Origin of the sequence: Bradyrhizobium sp. CCBAU 11386 (assembly GCF_028128955.1) — a bacterium.
In the GTDB taxonomy this organism is placed as follows: domain Bacteria; phylum Pseudomonadota; class Alphaproteobacteria; order Rhizobiales; family Xanthobacteraceae; genus Bradyrhizobium.
This window is the reverse complement of the sequence record NZ_LBKA01000247.1, coordinates 114,977-132,072: the sequence shown is the minus strand read 5'-3', so window position 1 is coordinate 132,072 and position 17,096 is coordinate 114,977. Positions and strand designations below refer to the sequence as shown.

Sequence of the window (17,096 nt, the reverse complement as noted above, 5' to 3'; positions counted from 1 at the left end):
GAAAGTCCCCTCACCCCAACCCTCTCCCCGTAAGAACGGGGAGAGGGAGAAGAAACCCCACAGGACCCCTCCCATGCGTCTTCCCGACTCCGTCACGGGCTCGTTTCTGGTCGTGCTCGGCGCGGCCGCCGCCTATGGCGGCTACATCCTGCCGCCGGTACCGGGGCAGCCGGTCGGCCCCAACGTGTTTCCGCTCGTGATCGGCACGGGGCTTGCGCTGTGCGGGCTCGCGATCGTGTTCGGCATCGGGCATTCCTTCGAGGAGGAGGAAGAACTGATCCCGCTGGAGGACGGCCAGGCAGCAAGCCCGCCGCCGCAGGGCAAGCTCTACGGCCTGCGTGCGCTGCTACCGCCGGCGCTTTTGCTGTTCTACGTTGTCGCTGCCGACCGGCTCGGCTTCATCATCACCGCGGCGATCATGGTCTACGTCACCTCGACCGCGCTCGGGGCGAAGTGGAAGCTGGCGCTGCCGCTCGCCGCGCTCTCGCCCTTCGCCATCCACCTCATCTTCGGCAAGCTGCTGCGCGTGCCGCTTCCTGCCGGCCTGCTGCCGACGCCCTGGTGATCCATGCTGAAAACCCTGCTTGACGCCGTCGCGCTGATCTCCACCTGGGAGGTGATCATCGCGATGTTCGCAGCCTCCGTGTACGGCCTCGTCATCGGCTCGCTGCCGGGCCTGTCGGCGACGATGGCGACCGCCCTGCTCGTGCCCGTCACCTTCTATCTGTCGCCGATCGCGGCGATCGCGACCATCGTGGCGGCGTCCTCGATGGCGATCTTCTCCGGCGACATCCCCGGCGCGCTGCTGCGCATCCCCGGCACGCCCGCTTCCGCAGCCTATGCGGACGAGGCCTATGCCATGACGCGAAAGGGCCAGGCCGAGCTCGCGCTCGGGGCCGGCGTCTGGTTCTCCGCGGTCGGCGGCATCGCCGGCGTGCTGTCGCTGATGATCTTGGCGCCGCCGCTCGCCGAGGTCGCGCTGTCGTTCTCGACCTTCGAATATTTCTGGCTGGCGCTGCTCGGCCTGATGTGCGCCACCTTGGTCGCACGCTCCTCGCCGGTGAAGGCGATCGCCGGCATGTTCCTCGGCCTGCTCGTCTCCTGCATCGGAATCGAGAATCCCGGCGGCGTGCCGCGCTTCACCTTCGGCATCACCGACCTGTTCGGCGGCATCGAGCCGATCCCGGCCCTGGTCGGCGTGTTCGCGGTGGCGCAGGTGATGCGCGCTATGCTGACGCCGGAACCACCTCCACTGCCGCGTCGAAAATTCGGAAGCATCATGGCCGGCCAGTGGAAGCTGACCAGGAAATACCATTGGCAGATGACGCGCGGGAACATCGTCGGCATCATCATCGGCGTGCTGCCCGGCGCCGGAGCCGACATGGCGGCCTGGGTCTCCTACGCGATGTCCAAGCGCTTCTCCAAGGAGCCGGAAAAGTTCGGCACCGGCCATGTCGAGGGCCTGGTCGAGGCCGGCGCCAGCAACAATGCCAGCATCGCCTCGGGCTGGGTGCCCTCGCTGCTGTTCGGCATTCCCGGCGACACCATCGCCGCGATCGCGATCGGCGTGCTCTACATGAAGGGCCTCAATCCGGGGCCGACGCTGTTCACCGAGAAGGCGTCGAGCATGTACGCGATCTATCTGATGTTCATCATCGCGAACATCCTGATGATCCCGCTCGGGATCGCCATGATCCGGGTCGCCGCCTACATCCTGCTGGCACCGCGCTCCACCATCATGCCGATCATCATGCTGTGCTGCGCCGTCGGCTCGTTCGCGATCGGCAACAACATGTTCGGCGTCGTCACCGTCGCCGCCTTCGGCGTGATCGGCTACGTGATGGAGGCGAACGGCTATCCCGTCGCCGCGATGGTGCTCGGCATCGTCATGGGCACCATGGTCGAACAGGCCTTTGTCACCTCGCTGATCAAGTCCGACGGCAGCATCCTGCCGTTCTTCGAACGCCCCGTCGCCGCCATCCTCGCCGCCATGGCGATCGGCGCACTGCTCTGGCCGGTGATGGTGTGGGTCTGGCACAAGGTGAAACCGGTGCAGGCGGTGGCAGCAACATCCCGGTGATAGCGGGCGGGCGGCCCTCGCCTGCCCCGCCAGGGGCGGTCCAGCCGGCTCCGCCATGCTGGGCCAGGCGGTCGCCCTGTGCTAGTGTCCGGTCATGACCGATGTCGCAGACATTCCGCTCCAGACGCTTGTCGGGAAGCTCCGAGAGCTTGCTCCCGCCCTGAGGGCTGCGGGTGTCACCCGGCTTTACCTGTTCGGGTCCCGCGCGCGCGGCGACGCCCGGCCAGACAGCGATCTCGACGTGCTGATCGAGACGACCTCGCGCGAGGAAACGCCGCGGTTCGACTACTTTAGAGCCCTGCATTTGATCGAGGACCATGTCGGCCTCCGAGCGCAGATATCGATGCGGGACTTACTGAAGCCGCGCATGGCCGAGCGTATCGCGGATGATCTGGTCGAGGTCTTCTGAATGCCGCCGACCGTGGAAGACCGGCTGCGAGATATTCTGGAAGCCATCACTGACATCGAAAGTGTCGTGAAGGACTTCACATTCGATCAATTCGTCTCTGAAAAGACTACCCGTCTGGCAGTCGAACGCCTTCTCGAGATCGTCTGCGAGGCATCAAGATTCATCCCGGATGACGTCAAACGAACCGAGCCCGGGATCGACTGGCGCAAGATGATCGACTTCGGAAATCTTCTGCGCCATGCCTACCACATGACGAAGGCTGAGATCGTTTGGGACATCATTCAAACTCACCTTCCCACATTGAAATCCTGCGCTGAAAGACACATTCGCAAGTCGGGCCGCTAGCGGCTGGACGCGAAAACAATGATGACCAGTAGCAAATCCATCGACATCAAATCCCTCGCCCGCGATCTCCGCTCCGGCAGTCGCGCGGCCCTCGCCCGGGCCATCACGCTGGTGGAGAGCCGGCGCGGCGACCACCAGGCGCTGGCGCGGGAGCTCGTGCAGATGCTCCTGCCCGACACCGGCAAGGCGTTTCGTGTCGGCATCACCGGCTCGCCCGGGGTCGGCAAGTCCACCACCATCGATGCGCTCGGCACCTTTTTGATTGAGCAGGGCCACAAGGTCGCCGTGCTCGCGGTCGATCCGTCCTCGGCGCGCAGCGGCGGCTCGATCCTCGGCGACAAGACGCGAATGGCGCGGCTGTCGGCCTCGGACAATGCCTTCATCCGCCCCTCGCCGTCCTCGGGCACGCTCGGCGGCGTTGCCGCCAAGACGCGCGAGGCGATGCTGCTGTGCGAGGCGGCCGGCTTCGGCGTTGTGCTGGTCGAGACCGTCGGCATCGGCCAGTCCGAGACCGCGGTCTGCGACATGACCGACTTCTTCCTCGCCCTGATGCTGCCGGGCGGCGGCGATGAGTTGCAGGGCATCAAGAAGGGCCTGGTCGAGCTCGCCGACATGATCGCGATCAACAAGGCCGACGGCGACAACCTCAAGCGCGCCAACATCACCGCCGCCGACTATCGCGGCGCGCTGCATATCCTCAGCCCCCGGTCCGAACATTGGCACCCGCCGGTCGAGACCTATTCGGCGCTGACCGGCACCGGCATCGCAAAGATCTGGCAAAAGATCCTCGATCACCGCAAGGCGATGAACGCGTCCGGCGATTTCGCCGCGCGGCGGCGCGAGCAGCAGGTGAAATGGATGTGGTCGATGCTGGAGCAGCGCATGCTGGCGCGGCTGCGCAGCGAGGCATCGGTGCGGACGAAGGTCCGGAAGATCGAGGCCGAAGTCGCCGACGGCCATCTCACGCCGGCGCTCGCCGCCGAGCAGATTCTGGAGTTGCTGCAATGAGCGACAAGCTCCGCATTCTCCTGACCGGCTTCGGTCCCTTCCCCGGCGCGCCCTATAATCCGACGCAGCCGCTGGTCGCGCGGCTGGCACGGCTGCGCCGCCCAGCGCTCGACGATGTCGAGATCGCGAGCCACATCTTCCCGGTCACCTATGCGGCGGTCGACCGGCAATTGCCCGAGGTGCTCGCGGCGCAGAAGCCGGACGCGCTGCTGATGTTCGGCCTTGCGGCGCGGACCTCGTACCTGCGCATCGAGACCCGCGCACGCAACGCGGTCACCATGCTCTGGCCCGATGCCGACAACACGCGCTCGAGCAAGCGCGGCATAGCCGGCAATGCGGATGCGATGCTGTTCGGCCCGCACACCGCAAGGCTGCTGCGCGCGGCACGCCTCACCGGCATCGATGCGCGCGCCTCGCGCGATGCCGGCGCCTATCTCTGCAACTATCTGAGCTGGCGCGCGATCGAGAACGCGAGGGACGGCGGGCCACAGCTCGCGGCGTTCATCCATATTCCCCTGCTCGCGCGCAGCGGAGCGGTGCGGCGCAAGGGCGCGCCACGGATCACGCTGGAGGAGCTGGTGGATGCCGGGGAAGCGATGCTGATGGAGATGGTGCGATTGGCCCGGAAGGCCCGTACTTCGTAGGGGGTAAACATTTAACCCTACCGCGAACAATCCTCACGGCCCCGGCCGCGCTGCGCTACCTAACCGCTGCGGACACGCCCCGCGTCCGCCGGAGGACGCATCCATGGACCTCAACCGGCGTCATCTCATCGGAGCCTCGACCGCCGGCATCGCTGGCGCGCTGGCCATGCCGGCCGACGCCGCGCGCGCGGCGCCACTGACGTCACTGCTCGGCCGCGATGCCACGCAATATGGCGTGCGGCCCGGCAGCAGCGAGGACCAGACACGCGCACTCCAGCGCGCCATCGACGAGGCCGCGCACGCGCAGATGCCGCTGGCGCTGCCGCCGGGCGTCTATCGCAGCGGATTGCTGCGGCTGCCGAACGGCGCACAATTGATCGGCGTACGCGGCGCGACGAAACTCGTCTTCACCGGCGGCGCCTCGGCAATCCAGAGCGACGGTTCCGATGCGATCGGCCTTTCCGGCATCACCTTCGACGGCGGCGGCATCCCGCTGGCGACGCGGCGCGGACTGATCCACGTTCTCGGCGGCCGCGACGTCCGCATCACCGATTGCGAGATCACAGGCTCCGGCGGCAGCGGCATCTGGCTCGAGCAGGTCTCCGGCGATATCTCCGGCAACATCTTCACCAACATCGCGGTGACGGCGGTGGTCTCGTTCGATGCCAGGGGCCTCAGCGTCGCCCGCAACACCATCATCGGCACCAACGACAACGGCATCGAGATCCTGCGCAGCGCGATCGGCGATGACGGCACGCTGGTCGCGGACAACCGCATCGAGGACATCAAGGCCGGTCCCGGCGGCTCCGGCCAGTACGGCAACGCCATCAACGCCTTCCGTGCCGGCAATGTGATCGTGCGCGGCAACCGCATCAGGAACTGCGACTATTCCGCGGTGCGCGGCAATTCCGCCTCGAACATCCACATATCAGGCAACAGCGTCAGCGACGTGCGCGAGGTCGCGCTCTATTCCGAGTTCGCGTTCGAGGCGGCCGTGATCGCCAACAACACGGTGGACGGCGCCGCCGTCGGCGTCTCCGTCTGCAATTTCAACGAGGGCGGCCGCATCGCGGCGGTCCAGGGCAACATCATCCGCAACCTGATCCCGAAGCGGCCGATCGGCACCGCGCCTGACGACGATGCCGGCGTCGGCATCTACATCGAGGCGGATACCTCGGTGACCGGCAACGTGATCGAGAACGCGCCGTCCTACGGCATCGTCGCCGGCTGGGGCAAATACCTGCGCGACGTCGCGATCACGGGCAACGTGATCCGCAAGGCGCTGGCCGGAATCGGCGTCTCCGTGGTGCCGGGCGCCGGCACCGCGCTCGTCAACAACAACATGATCTCGGAGACGCCGCGCGGCGCCGTGGTCGGCCTCGATCACGCGCGCGCGGTGACGGCCGATCTGTCGGCGGACGGCGCGCAGCGCTTTGCGCAGGTGGTGCTCGGCGGAAATGCGGTGCGGCGGTAGTTGCATGGTTGGCAGATGGGGCCGTTCATCCTTCGAGGCTCCCTCTTGCGGTGCGTTGCGCCGCTTGCTCACACCTCAGGATGACGGGTTTGAAAAGGCGCGGCCGCCTTCTCACCCTTCCCTTTAGAACGTATTCCGCAGCAGCGGGTACTTCGCCTCGATGCCGTCGAGGCTGAGGGTGAATTCGACGACGCGCTCGGGGGCGGCGACGATTTCGGCGGCGGGTGGGGAGAACTGCGGCAGAAGCGATGCCATCGCAGCAGGCGCCGTGGGCGGCGCCATCGCGGCAGGCGCGGCGAGCGGCGCGAGCGGGGCTTCGGTCACCTCGGCGAGCACATTCGGCGTGGGGGCGAGCTTGACCGGCACGGCGGTCTCGGGGGCGATGTGGACGGCCTTTGGCTGCAACATCTTGGGCTGCACGGTCTGGGCCTGCTGCTCACGCGGAAACACGCGGGGCATCGTCGCCGGCGACCAGCCGAATGCGGGAGTGACGCTCGCGGCCGCCGCGGCGACGTCCCCGCCGGTGGCGATGGCGCGCCAGGTCTGGACGGCGCGCTTGGCTTCCTGGATGTTTTCGAGGAATGCGATCTCGGAATGATACCGGCGCCAGCGTCCGGTCTCGAACATTTCGGTGAGATGTTCCAACCGCTGTTCGGCGAGAGCGCACCAGCGTGCCGCGATCTCACGGCTACCAGCCGCGCCGCGAACAAACTCGCGAACAGACTCCTGGCGATGTGTCATGAACCAGCCCGTCATGAGAAAAATACGGACGCGGGGACGCAACGCACACGAATCAATTTAGACGCGACATGAATATTTTGTGGAAAAGTTTTGACTTGTCCAGCAACGACACCTCGTTCGTCGTGAAATACCGTAGTCGCGCGGAGATTTGCTGTGTTTTCGAGTCAAGCTTCGCACAAGCATAGCGGACGTGCGGGATGCCGGCCGACCGATGGCGATGAACGCAAACGCGATCCTTCAACCGGAAGCTGATCTCAAACACGGCTTCAAGGAATCGGATGCCCGAAAAGAAAAGACCCGTCCGGGGGGACAACCGGACGGGTCGAGCCATATGGGCGCTTGGGGTGGATGGGCGCTCGCGCCTGATATGACTGATGGGGAGGGATGACCGCTCCCACATAATTTGGTCGTGGCAGCCGGCCGAACGTTCAATGCCGCGTTCGATTATTTAACCTTCGGCCCGCGCGCAAAGTTGCCGCAGCGCCTATCGCGCCGCCGGCCTATCCGCCTGAAAAATCGTGGATTTATCATCCGCGCTCGACAGCGAGGGCTGCTCGATCGCGCGGATGCCGGGCTCGTCGCGACGTGGCTGCCCATCTTCACGTTTTGTTGTACCGGACGCAGCCGCCACCGGCGTCGCGCTGTCGGCGGGAACAGCCATGACCGCGGCAAACGCATCGGCCTCGCCGTCGCCGAACAGATCGTCACGCCCGGGTGAGCCGAGATCGCGCGCGGTCTTCGCAAGCGTCATGCGCAGCGCCTCCGGCTTGAGCGCGTAGTTGCGCTCGAGCAGCAGCGCCGCGACGCCGGAAACATAGGCCGCCGAGAACGAGGTTCCCGACGTCATCTGGTATTTGCCTTCCGGCGCCGGCAGGAAGATGTCGACGCCCGGCGCCGCCAGCGCGATGTAGTTGCCGCGGTTGGAGGCGGTGAACAGCTTGTCCTGCTGGTCGGTCGCGCTGACCGCGATCACGTTGGGATTGGCGGCGGGATAGAGCGGCGGCGATTTCGCACCCGCATTGCCGGCGGCCGCGATCAGCACGAGGCCGCGCGCGGCGGTCGCCGCGATGGCCCGCTCGATCACGGCATCCTTCGGACCGGCAAAGCTCATATTGACGATCTGCGCGCCATGCTCGGCGGCGTAGTTCAGCGAGCGCAGGATGATATAGGACGAACTCTCGGCGCCGCCCGTGGTACCGCCGAAGGCGCGGATCGCGATAATGCGCGCCTCGGGCGCGCTGCCCATCAGCCGGGCATGCGCCACGATCGCCCCGGCGATGCCGGTGCCGTGAATATGCGGGCCCTCGGCGCTGCCGAGCGCATCGAAATTGTCGGCGATGGAATTGGCGAGCTCGGGATGCTTGGCGTCGATGCCGGAGTCGATCACGGCAACCGTCACGTTGGCGCCGTGCGCCAGCGTGTGCGCCTGCGGGAGGCGGAGCTTTGCCAGCACATATTGCGCCGGATCGCCCTCGGTCGGCACGGAGGATTTCTGGTCCTGGAGCACGTAGCGGAAGTTGGGCTGGACCGAGCGCACGCTGCCGTCGGCGGCGAACTCGCGCCGCACCGTCTCGGCGGGACGGCCGTCGGTGATGCGGAACAGGCCGAAGGTCGCCCCGATCAGCGGGAAATTCTCGGACGCGATGCGCGCAAGGCCGTGGCGACGCGCGAGCTGGTCGGCTTCGGTCACCGACAGCGCGCCGTCGATCTCGGCGACGAATTCGCCTGCGAAGATACGCTGGTTCAGCGCGACGGGCGTGTTGTTGCCGCGCCCCTTGCCCGCACTCTTCTTGCCGGACTTGCCGGCGCCGTCACCGCCTGCATTCGGCTGTGCCAGGCATTCGCCGTCGGCGTCGCGGTAGGGTGCCGTGCAGGACGGATAGAGGTTCGGCGAGTAGCGCGCATAAGGCAGCACCGGCGCCGGCCCCATCCGGGGCGAAGGAATACGTGCGGTCGTCATCGTGCGCGGGCCGCGATCGATGCTCACCGCCCGCGCAGCGACGCTGGGAGAGATGGTCGGCGTGCGCGAGGGGACGCTGATCGTGGGCGTGCGCATGATCGCCTGCGCCTGCGCAACCTCGACGCCGAGACAGGCGGCGAGCAGCAGCGCGGCTCCGACCGACGAAGCGAAGGCCCCGGCTCGCAACTTACTCTCGGACTTGCGCGTCATCGGTTCAGCGGCGCCTTACGGCGCCGCGACGGCGAGGTTGACGAACTTCTCGCGCTGCATCCTGCCGAGCAGCGAGGCGAGCTCGTCCTGGCTCATCGCCTTGTCGAACTGGAGGCGGAACATGCCACCCTTGGCATCCCCGATGATCGAGGCCTGGTAGCTGTCGAGCAGCGCCGTGATGTCGGCGACCCGCGCCTCGGGCGTGAAGCGTACCAGTGCGCGCGCCGGTGCAACGGCAGCCCCAAGCTCGCGCGTGATCGGCGCGCTGGTCGAAAGCGAGGCGGTCTGGAAGGTCGTGGGCTGGGTCTTCACCAGCACCGCGCCGATGATGCCGGCCTGGAGCATGAGCGCGACGGCACCGAGGCTCGCCGACCAGGCCAGCGTCCGCGGCGACAGGCTCGCGAAGAAGGTCGAGATGCGCGCCGACAGCGGCAGCGATCCGGTCGCACGCGCCGGTTCGGCGTCGATCGCGGCGAACAGCTTCTGCATCGCGCGTGCCGACGGAGCACCCAGGCTCTCGTTCAGATGGATGGTCTCTTCGTACTCGCCGCGGATCGCGGCATATTGCTTGGCGAGCTCGGGATCACGTGCCAGCGCTTCCTCGACGCGGCGGGCGTCGCGCGCGTTCAGCGTGCCGGCCGCGTGCCACGGCAGCAGCAGTTCAATCTCACTGGGCTCTTGCTCCAGCATCTTCTTGCTCAAAGCCATCATGGCCAGCCTCGCTCAACGCCGGCTGCCTTCAGCAGTTCGGCCAGTTTCTTGCGCGCGTAGAACAAGCGCGTCTTCACAGTGTTCTCCGGTATCCCGACGATTCCGGCCACCTCTTCCACGGACTTCTCGTGGTAGTAGACGAGATCGACGATTTCCCGGTGTTCCGGCGAGAGGCCCGTCAGACACCCCCGCAACGCTTCACTGGTATCCTTCTTCTGCACCACCGTTTCCGGATCGTCGGACGTATCCTCGATCGCGTTCGCGGCGTCTTCGTCCAACTCAAAGTCCTTCCTGCGCCGAAGCGCCGAGAGGGCCTTGAATCGGGTAATGGCCAGCAGCCAGGTGGAAACTGCGGATCGACCCTCGAACTTGCCGGCTTGACGCCAGACGTCGAGAAACACCTCGCTGATGAGGTCTTCCGCCGCCTGCTCGTCCCGTACGAGCCTGAGGCCGAACCTGTAGACCCTGACATGGTGCCGCCCGTACAGCACCTGCATGGCAAGCCGGTCACCCTGAGCGATCCTGGCGATGAGGATCTCGTCCGAAGCCGCCTGTGTCACGCTCAAAGGCCGTCTCGCAAGGTTGGTCGGGTCGATGCAGCGGACGGTTCGACGGCAGGTGCAAAATTGTTCAACCTACCGCAGTCATACGGGAGCTTGTGTGATCTACCCCACATACGCGGATTTTTCCTATCCCGCCCGTGCGGGTCGGCCGTTTCGATCCAGATCGGTAACATAATACTGCAATATTTCCCTACGGAATGCCTGCCCGGACACGGGCGGGCCGACCAAGTTCGGTTCCATAGCAGTCCTGCACGACGTATGTCTCACGAAGCCCTGCTTTGGCTCGACCGCATCGCAAACGATGCCTAATCGCCGGCAAATTCCCCCAGCGACGGACATCACCCTGTTCTGCGCTGCACGGTTCGGATTCGCTTCCAAAGGATACCAAACCTAAAGGCTTGCCACGTAGATTTTTGGGCTGACATCCACCATTGGCGGGACCATGAACACGGCCGCGACGTCCTTTCCGGAGAGGAATGCCGCTGAGATCGCGGAACTCGTCCGCGCGCCCGAGGCGGCGGCCCCCGAAGTCCGGGCGCGCCGGGCCCGGCAGCGCCGCCAGATGTATATCGGCCAGGTGGCGAGCTATTCGCTCGGCGCCTCGGTCCTGCTGATCTACGCCTATGACGGCGCGATCTCGGTCGACATTGCCTCGCTGTTCTGGTTCGGCGGCCTCCTGATCATCGGCACGTTCACCGTGCTGTCGGAGGCCGGCGTCGGTGACAGGTTCACCGATCACTATCTCACCGTCTTCCAGATCTCGGCGCATATGGCGCTGCAATTCGTGTTCCTGCTGTCGGTCCCGACCATCGGCATCGCCTTCATCTGCGTGCTGTTCCTGATCTTCGCCTTCGGCACGCTGCGCATGACCTCGGCCCAGGCGATGATCACCTGGATGCTCGCGGCCATCGGCCTTGCCGCCGTCTTCCTCGCCTCCGACCTGCCGATCGGCATGCCCGTTGCAACGCGGCTGCAGCGAACCGCCTCGATGCTGTGCTTCGTGCTGGTGATCGGCCAGTGCGCCTTCCTCGGCCTGTTCGGCGCCACGCTGCGCAAGATCCTGTACCAGCGCAGCATCGAGCTGAAGGCCGCCTATCAGCGCATCGAGGAACTGGCCGAGCTCGACGAGCTGACCGGCTCCTACAACCGCCGCTGCATCATGCGGCTGCTCGACGCCGAGATGGACAAGTCGCGGCGGGCATCGACACCTTGCGCGATTGCGCTGATCGATCTCGACTGGTTCAAGCGCATCAACGATGCTCACGGCCATCCCGTCGGCGACGAGGTGCTGCGCACCTTCGCGATCACCATTTTCGCCAACATCCGCCCGGCCGACTGCTTCGGCCGCTACGGCGGCGAGGAATTCCTGCTGTTGCTGCCGGACACCGATGGCGAGGCGGCCTCGCGCATGCTCGAGCGCTTGCGCAGCATCGTCGCCGATCTCGACTGGAGCGCATTCTCCCCGGGCATGCGCGTGACGATTTCCGCGGGCGTCGTGACGCTGCGCGACGTTGATACTGCCGACACGATTCTCGCGCGCGCCGACAGCGCGCTCTATTCCGCCAAGGCGCAAGGGCGCAACCGCATTGCAACGAGCTGACCAACCCATTTTCTCCGGCGCGTGAGAAGCCGCCGCCGAACCGAACGCTCCAGGACAGGGCAATGATATCCAGATCCGCCAGACCATCCGAGAACCTGCTCGAGGAATTGCAGGCTGCGCTCTCGCACGGCACCGTTGCGCGCCGGGTCGAGGCGCTGCGCCGCGTCACCGATCTGTTCGTGGGCAATGCAGTGGATTACTCCGACGAGCACATCCGCGTGTTCGACGACGTATTCCAGTGCCTGATCGAACAGATCGAGACCTCGGCGAGGGCGCTGCTCGCCGACCGCCTCGCACCGATCGCGGCGGCACCGCCGAAGATCATCCGCACGCTCGCGCTCGACGAGGTCATCGAGGTCGCAGGACCGGTGCTGTCGAAATCGGAACGGCTGGACGAGGCGACCCTGATCGAGATCGCGCGCATGCGGGGCCAGGCGCATCTGAAGGCGATCTCGCTGCGGCGGGTGCTGTCGGAAGCACTCACCGACGTGCTGGTGACGCGCGGCAACGAGGACGTCGTGCAATCGACCGTCAGCAATCCCGGCGCACAGCTCTCTGAGGGCAGCCTCACCGACCTCGTCACGCGGGCCGAGCGCGACGACGACCTCGCCACCTGCATCGGCCTGCGGCCCGACCTGCCGCGCCACCACTACCTGAAGCTGGTCGCGAAGGCGTCCCTGAGCGTGCGCAGGAAGCTCGAGGCCGCGCATCCGGAGCTCGCGGACGAGGTATCGAGCGTGGTCCAGGAAGCGGCCCAGCGGGTCCGCGCCGCGGCCATGACCAGGCAGACCGAGATAGCGCGCGCGCTGGTGAAGTCGCTCCACGAGGACGGCCGCCTCAACGAATTCCAGGTCACCGCCTTCGCCGAGCAAGGCAAGTTCGACGAGACCAATGCGGGCCTCGCAGCGCTCGCCGGCGTTGCGGTCGAGACCGCCGAGACCATGATGATCGAGAGCCGCATCGAGGGCGTGATGATCCTCGCCAAGGTCGCGGGCATGCAGTGGTCGAGCGTACGCGCGATCATCGCCATGCGCGAAAAGCTCTCGGGCGGCTCGCAGACCGACATGCTGACGCTGCGCGACACCTATGAAGCCCTGCGCTCATCGACCGCGCAGCAGGTGCTGCGTTTCCACCGCATGCAGCACGGCACGACGCCCGCTGCCTGAGCAGACGTGCTGCCGCCGCCGTCAGGCGTCGGGCATGCGATGCAGCAGCTTGTCGAGCGTGATCGGGTAGTCGCGCACCCGTATCCCGGTCGCGTTGTAGATGGCGTTGGCGAGCGCCGCCGCGACGCCGCATAGCCCGAGCTCACCGATCCCCTTGGCCTTCATCGGCGAAGACGTCGGGTCCGTTTCGTCCAGGAAGATCGTATCCTGGTGCGGAATGTCGGCATGAACTGGAACCTCGTAGCCGGCGAGATCATGGTTGACGAAGAAGCCGGTGCGCTTGTCCACCTCCAGCTCTTCCATCAGCGCCGCGCCGACGCCCATCGTCATTGCGCCGATCACCTGGCTGCGCGCCGTCTTCGGGTTGAGGACCCGGCCTGCGGCACAGACGGCGAGTGGGATTAGCCCTTCACAATGGCATGAACTTATGTGCGTCGTTCATGAATGCAGGCGCGATCGGGCTGATCGAAAGTCGGAAGTCGCGGCCATGTGACGCGACGTCAATTTGCGCGGAACGCCTTCAGTCGCGCAGGGCTTCAGTAGCGCAGGACTTTCGAGCCCACGAGCGCGCCGACCGCCGCTACCAGCGCGGCCGCGAGCGTGTACCAGGTCGCGACGAACAGCGGCGAGTCGTCGGTGCAGTGCGAGGCGTAGGGCGTCGCGGCGAGCCCGGCGGACCGGATCAAGCTCCAGAGCCTTCTCCCCACGGGCCATCCACGGCGCGCGGCGCTTATGGCGCCGGCGATTTTTTTGTTTTAGCCTTCCGGAGGATTCGTCCCCGGGGGGTGGTATTGTTGCGTCTTGTCAAGCCGATAACACGGTCAGAACTTGAGCTTTGGCGTTTTCAGAGCTTGGCATTCTGGGGGGCTTGCGTTGGCGCCGTTGCAGCTGGCCTGTCGGCCTATCTGATCCTGAATGCCGCCAGGCCGGACCTTGCCGTAAACCTGGCACAGGACTTTCCGGTCGTTCAATCAGACGTCCCGCACAGCGAGGCCACCAAGCGCGCCGAGAAAATCTTCTATGTCCTGTTCTACGCGTTCGGCGCTGCCGCAGCGTTTGCTGCCCTCAAGCTACGAAAGTTTTTCGAAGGCCGCTCGCTCGTTCTGTTCTACCTCTCGTCGGTGATCATCGTCACAGAGCTGCATCCGTTCCTGCGGGCCACATTCGAGCCTAGACTTCAAAGGGTCGCGCTGACCGTCCTTGTCGTCGCCGGCTTCATCCCTTTCGTGAAACGCTTCCCGATCCGCATTCACATCGATGGCGATGCGGAATCCAGGCCGATCAGGCTATTCGAATTTCGATGGGTCGATGCGGCGCTGATCGCTGCGCTGCTGGCCCTGATCCTGCCCGGGGACGTGCAGGGCATGGCCACGCGGGCGTTGGTCGGCAATCATCCGGTATCCTACCTGACGGGGCCGGCGCTCTATCACTTTGCAAAGGACATGGTGCCCGGCCGCGACTTCCTGTCGTTCTACGGATACGGACCGCCTTACGTGTTGAGCAGGTTCCTCACCACGGACGTCAACGCCCTGTATTGCCACTACATCCGGATCATTGCGGCAAGTCTCGTGGTGTTCCACCTGTCGGCCTATTGGGTGCTGCGGGACTTCTTCCAGAATCGGGCGATGCCCTTCGTCTTGACGGTCGTGTTTCTCGCCCTGTGCCAGTACGCCAACGGTGACGCTTTCGGCGGGCCGTCCGCGCTCGCGATCCGGTACATGTTCGTGTTCATCGCCGTGGGCATTCTGGCGCGCCTCATGGTGAAACCGTCCGACTGGTTGCTGGTGGCGCTGTCCGCCGTCTGCGCCGCCTCGATCTTTTGGAACACCGAGACCGGGATCTATACCTGGGCTGTGGCTTGTGCTGCGTTATGCGTGCGGTTGCTGGAACGGCGCCGGTTTTGGGAGGTCGCGGCTTTCACCGGCATGTCGATCGTGTTCCTGCTGGCATTGTTCGTTGCCGCATTCGGCCCAGCCGTCCTTTCAAAGAACTTCCTGTACGTCTTACTTGCCCCGCTCGGTCTGCACAGCTTCTCGAACTGGGTAGCGGTGATCCTGATCTGGAATCCCGGCTTCGGGACGGTCTACCAGATCGTCATGCCCGCGATCGCCATCGGCACGGCGGTGAGCGTCGCCGGTGCGTGGACCGGCTCACGCACGATCGAGCGCGCTTATCTGCTGGTTCTGTCTCTCGTCGCGCTGGTGTTCATGATCAAGTGGGTAAACCGATCGCTCGATGCGGTATGGCAGCAGAACGCGTTTGCTTATCTTGCCGTTGGCGCTTGGTGGGGCCGATCGGCATTTCGTGCCGCTGTCGGCCGAATGAAGTCGCAGTTGGTCCCGGCCGTGTCGCTGGCGGCGGTCGCCGTCGTCTCGGTCGCCGTGCTTCTGAGTGCGCAGGATCGGCGACAGACAGAGACGATGACGATCGGCCTACGGTCGTATTTGAAGTATCCAAGCATCGCCAGCTTCCGATGGAAACAAAGCGCGGACCCGGTCAAGGTCGCGCTCGACGCCAGCGACGTCGACCTGGTCAACAAGGTCGTGCCACCCGGTGGCCGCATGCTGCTGTTGTCGGACCAGGATTGGGCTGTTCTCCCGACGCTTGGCCGGGCTCCCAAGAGCGAATTCATGCCTTTCCGGGACGCGTTCAGCCGGGACCAGGTGATCAGGAGTTTTGCCGGGGCCGACTATTTCTTCTTGGAACGCGGCGCGACCTACCAATATGATTGGATGAAGGGGATGGTGGACGAGATCTTGCAGGAGCAGTTCGAACGCTCCGAAGAATCGACCCGGTTCATCCTCTATCGCAGGAAGTCATGACGCCGAAACTTGCGCGGATTGTTTGAGCGCTGACGACGGAACGCGTGGCCTGGCTGCGCGGTCAGTATCTCAGGACTTTCGAGCCGGCCAACGCGCCGACCGCCGCGACGAACGCGGTCGCGAGCGTGTACCAGGTCGCGACGAACAGCGGGGAATCGTCGGTGCAGTGCGAGGCGTAGAGCGTCGCGGCGAGCCCGGCCGACACCAGGCCGGCGAGCGCACCGGCGAGCGCGGGGTGCGATGGCGCACCGTGGCGCAGGCCGAACAGCGCCCCCGCCAGCAGCGGCAGCGACATCGCGGGGATCGCCAGCAGGCAAACCCTGGAGTTCTTGCCCATCAGCCGCATCGTCATCGGCATGGCCGGCGCCATCATCGCCTCGCCGCCGATCGCGACCGCAAGCAGGCCGACGGGAAGCAGCAGCAGCCAGCCCCAGCCGCGCAGCAAGGCTTCGGGTCGCGACAGATGCAGGCTGACGATGATCGCGGGGATCGCAAGCGACAGCGTGACCGCGAACTTCATGTCGAAGAACGGGTTGTGCATCGCCGTCATCACGTCGTGACGCACGCCGAGGAAGGTGGCGAAGATCAAGATCGACAAGGGCGCCGCCACAAGCAGCGCCATGGTCAGCACAGCGCCGACGCGCGGTGCGCGATGGGCGTTGTCGGCCGCGAGCGAGCGAATGAGTTGATCGGTATCCATGACTAGTGGTCCCGCAGTTTGGCCGTGAGCGCCGTAAGTCCGCGATGCAACGCGACTCGCACTGCGCCCTCGCTCATCGAAAACTTTGCCGCCGTGTCCTTGATCGACGCGCTGTCGACCGCGATCGACTGCAACACGTCGCGCTGGCGCTGCGGCAGCGTGTTGAGCTGCGCTGTGACCTCGCCCGCCGAAGCCGTCTCCTGCGGCGTCTCGCCCGGCAGGGTCTCGGCGAAATCGTCGATGTTGACGAAGACGCGGCGGCCCCGCCGTCTTAGCGCATCGATCAGCTTGTTGCGGGCGATCGCGAACAGCCAGGGTGCGAAGGGGGCTTCGCTGTCCCAGGTGTGCCGCTTCAGATGCACCGCCAACAGAATCTCCTGCACGATATCCTCGGCCTGGTCGGGAGGCTGGCCGGCCCGCGCCAACCCGCGCCTCGCGGCAGCGCGCAGCACCGGCGTGACCGCCTTCAACAGGCGATGATACGCCGCATCATCGCCTGCCATGGCCGACCGCATCAGGCCGGTCCATTCGTCCTCACGTCCGCGCACGCGCGCCCTCACCATGCAATTCGGCCGCTCTTTCAATTTGTTACACCGGCACCCGCATGATCACGAACTCGTGATCGGCGACGTGCCAACTCTCCCACGCGGCCGTGGAAATCCG

General features: G+C 65.6%; 16 protein-coding genes and 2 pseudogenes. 10 read left to right on the top strand and 8 right to left on the bottom strand.

Going from position 1 to position 17,096, the window contains the following annotated elements:
* Positions 1 to 73 precede the first annotated feature (73 nt).
* From XI09_RS30715 to XI09_RS30685, 7 genes are all read left to right on the top strand, one after another.
* A complete protein-coding gene (locus XI09_RS30715) occupies positions 74 to 565 on the top strand; it encodes a tripartite tricarboxylate transporter TctB family protein (protein WP_027544147.1) in 492 nt (163 codons plus the stop codon).
* 3 nt (positions 566 to 568) lie between these two features.
* Positions 569 to 2,080, top strand: a complete 1,512-nt coding sequence (locus XI09_RS30710) for a tripartite tricarboxylate transporter permease (RefSeq protein WP_271570182.1) — start codon at positions 569 to 571, stop codon at positions 2,078 to 2,080.
* Between the two features lie 94 nt (positions 2,081 to 2,174).
* Positions 2,175 to 2,489: a nucleotidyltransferase family protein gene (locus tag XI09_RS30705; RefSeq protein ID WP_271570181.1), complete on the top strand. Its 315-nt coding sequence runs from the start codon at positions 2,175 to 2,177 to the stop codon at positions 2,487 to 2,489.
* On the top strand, positions 2,490 to 2,834 hold the full coding sequence (locus XI09_RS30700) for a HepT-like ribonuclease domain-containing protein (protein ID WP_271570180.1): 345 nt from the start codon (positions 2,490 to 2,492) through the stop codon (positions 2,832 to 2,834). It abuts the gene before it with no gap.
* Positions 2,835 to 2,855: 21 nt separating this feature from the next.
* Positions 2,856 to 3,842, top strand: a complete 987-nt coding sequence (meaB, locus tag XI09_RS30695; RefSeq protein ID WP_271570196.1) for a methylmalonyl Co-A mutase-associated GTPase MeaB — start codon at positions 2,856 to 2,858, stop codon at positions 3,840 to 3,842.
* Positions 3,839 to 4,486, top strand: a complete 648-nt coding sequence (locus XI09_RS30690) for a pyroglutamyl-peptidase I (protein WP_271570179.1) — start codon at positions 3,839 to 3,841, stop codon at positions 4,484 to 4,486. The genes meaB and XI09_RS30690 overlap by 4 nt, the downstream gene beginning before the upstream one ends.
* Before the next feature lie 103 nt (positions 4,487 to 4,589).
* The gene (locus XI09_RS30685; protein ID WP_271570178.1) at positions 4,590 to 5,960 is read left to right on the top strand and encodes a TIGR03808 family TAT-translocated repetitive protein; all 1,371 of its coding nucleotides are present in this window, start codon (positions 4,590 to 4,592) and stop codon (positions 5,958 to 5,960) included.
* A 123-nt stretch (positions 5,961 to 6,083) separates the two neighbouring features.
* Here XI09_RS30685 and XI09_RS30680 read toward each other — a convergent pair whose 3' ends face one another.
* From XI09_RS30680 to XI09_RS30665, 4 genes are all read right to left on the bottom strand, one after another.
* Positions 6,084 to 6,701 (bottom strand): TIGR03809 family protein, encoded by a 618-nt coding sequence (locus tag XI09_RS30680; protein ID WP_271570177.1) that lies wholly within the window; start codon positions 6,699 to 6,701, stop codon positions 6,084 to 6,086.
* Between the two features lie 484 nt (positions 6,702 to 7,185).
* Entirely contained in the window at positions 7,186 to 8,871 is a 1,686-nt protein-coding gene (locus XI09_RS30675) for a S8 family serine peptidase (RefSeq protein WP_271570176.1), read from the bottom strand.
* Between the two features lie 15 nt (positions 8,872 to 8,886).
* The gene (locus XI09_RS30670) at positions 8,887 to 9,582 is read right to left on the bottom strand and encodes a hypothetical protein (protein ID WP_271570175.1); all 696 of its coding nucleotides are present in this window, start codon (positions 9,580 to 9,582) and stop codon (positions 8,887 to 8,889) included.
* A complete protein-coding gene (locus XI09_RS30665) occupies positions 9,579 to 10,148 on the bottom strand; it encodes a sigma-70 family RNA polymerase sigma factor (protein ID WP_271570174.1) in 570 nt (189 codons plus the stop codon). The genes XI09_RS30670 and XI09_RS30665 overlap by 4 nt, the downstream gene beginning before the upstream one ends.
* Before the next feature lie 439 nt (positions 10,149 to 10,587).
* Here XI09_RS30665 and XI09_RS30660 point away from each other — a divergent pair, with 439 nt between their 5' ends.
* Positions 10,588 to 11,745 (top strand): GGDEF domain-containing protein, encoded by a 1,158-nt coding sequence (locus tag XI09_RS30660; RefSeq protein ID WP_271570173.1) that lies wholly within the window; start codon positions 10,588 to 10,590, stop codon positions 11,743 to 11,745.
* A 62-nt stretch (positions 11,746 to 11,807) separates the two neighbouring features.
* Positions 11,808 to 12,911, top strand: coding sequence for a DUF2336 domain-containing protein (locus tag XI09_RS30655; protein ID WP_271570172.1), 1,104 nt, complete (start codon positions 11,808 to 11,810; stop codon positions 12,909 to 12,911).
* Between the two features lie 21 nt (positions 12,912 to 12,932).
* Here the strand turns inward: XI09_RS30655 and XI09_RS30650 are convergent.
* Both XI09_RS30650 and XI09_RS30645 read right to left on the bottom strand, forming a co-directional pair.
* A pseudogene (locus XI09_RS30650) lies at positions 12,933 to 13,307 on the bottom strand (molybdopterin cofactor-binding domain-containing protein); the annotation flags it as partial.
* 140 nt (positions 13,308 to 13,447) lie between these two features.
* A pseudogene (locus XI09_RS30645) lies at positions 13,448 to 13,657 on the bottom strand (NrsF family protein); the annotation flags it as partial.
* A gap of 48 nt (positions 13,658 to 13,705) precedes the next feature.
* Here XI09_RS30645 and XI09_RS30640 point away from each other — a divergent pair.
* The gene (locus tag XI09_RS30640; protein WP_271570171.1) at positions 13,706 to 15,733 is read left to right on the top strand and encodes a hypothetical protein; all 2,028 of its coding nucleotides are present in this window, start codon (positions 13,706 to 13,708) and stop codon (positions 15,731 to 15,733) included.
* Positions 15,734 to 15,794: 61 nt separating this feature from the next.
* On the opposite strand, the gene XI09_RS30635 is transcribed toward XI09_RS30640, so the two are convergent.
* Together XI09_RS30635 and XI09_RS30630 are read right to left on the bottom strand one after the other, a co-directional pair.
* Complete coding sequence (locus XI09_RS30635) at positions 15,795 to 16,433, bottom strand: DUF1109 domain-containing protein (RefSeq protein WP_271570170.1); 639 nt, start codon at positions 16,431 to 16,433, stop codon at positions 15,795 to 15,797.
* Positions 16,434 to 16,435: 2 nt separating this feature from the next.
* A complete protein-coding gene (locus XI09_RS30630; RefSeq protein WP_271570169.1) occupies positions 16,436 to 16,981 on the bottom strand; it encodes a sigma-70 family RNA polymerase sigma factor in 546 nt (181 codons plus the stop codon).
* Between the last annotated feature and the right edge of the window lie 115 nt (positions 16,982 to 17,096).

Coding starts and splice junctions, on each gene's coding strand:
- XI09_RS30715 (WP_027544147.1), top strand. CDS start 74: ATGCGTCTTCCCGACTCCGTCACGGGCTCGTTTCTGGTCGTGCTCGGC.
- XI09_RS30710 (WP_271570182.1), top strand. CDS start 569: ATGCTGAAAACCCTGCTTGACGCCGTCGCGCTGATCTCCACCTGGGAG.
- XI09_RS30705 (WP_271570181.1), top strand. CDS start 2,175: ATGACCGATGTCGCAGACATTCCGCTCCAGACGCTTGTCGGGAAGCTC.
- XI09_RS30700 (WP_271570180.1), top strand. CDS start 2,490: ATGCCGCCGACCGTGGAAGACCGGCTGCGAGATATTCTGGAAGCCATC.
- meaB (WP_271570196.1), top strand. CDS start 2,856: ATGACCAGTAGCAAATCCATCGACATCAAATCCCTCGCCCGCGATCTC.
- XI09_RS30690 (WP_271570179.1), top strand. CDS start 3,839: ATGAGCGACAAGCTCCGCATTCTCCTGACCGGCTTCGGTCCCTTCCCC.
- XI09_RS30685 (WP_271570178.1), top strand. CDS start 4,590: ATGGACCTCAACCGGCGTCATCTCATCGGAGCCTCGACCGCCGGCATC.
- XI09_RS30680 (WP_271570177.1), bottom strand. CDS start 6,701: ATGACACATCGCCAGGAGTCTGTTCGCGAGTTTGTTCGCGGCGCGGCT.
- XI09_RS30675 (WP_271570176.1), bottom strand. CDS start 8,871: ATGACGCGCAAGTCCGAGAGTAAGTTGCGAGCCGGGGCCTTCGCTTCG.
- XI09_RS30670 (WP_271570175.1), bottom strand. CDS start 9,582: ATGATGGCTTTGAGCAAGAAGATGCTGGAGCAAGAGCCCAGTGAGATT.
- XI09_RS30660 (WP_271570173.1), top strand. CDS start 10,588: ATGAACACGGCCGCGACGTCCTTTCCGGAGAGGAATGCCGCTGAGATC.
- XI09_RS30655 (WP_271570172.1), top strand. CDS start 11,808: ATGATATCCAGATCCGCCAGACCATCCGAGAACCTGCTCGAGGAATTG.
- XI09_RS30635 (WP_271570170.1), bottom strand. CDS start 16,433: ATGGATACCGATCAACTCATTCGCTCGCTCGCGGCCGACAACGCCCAT.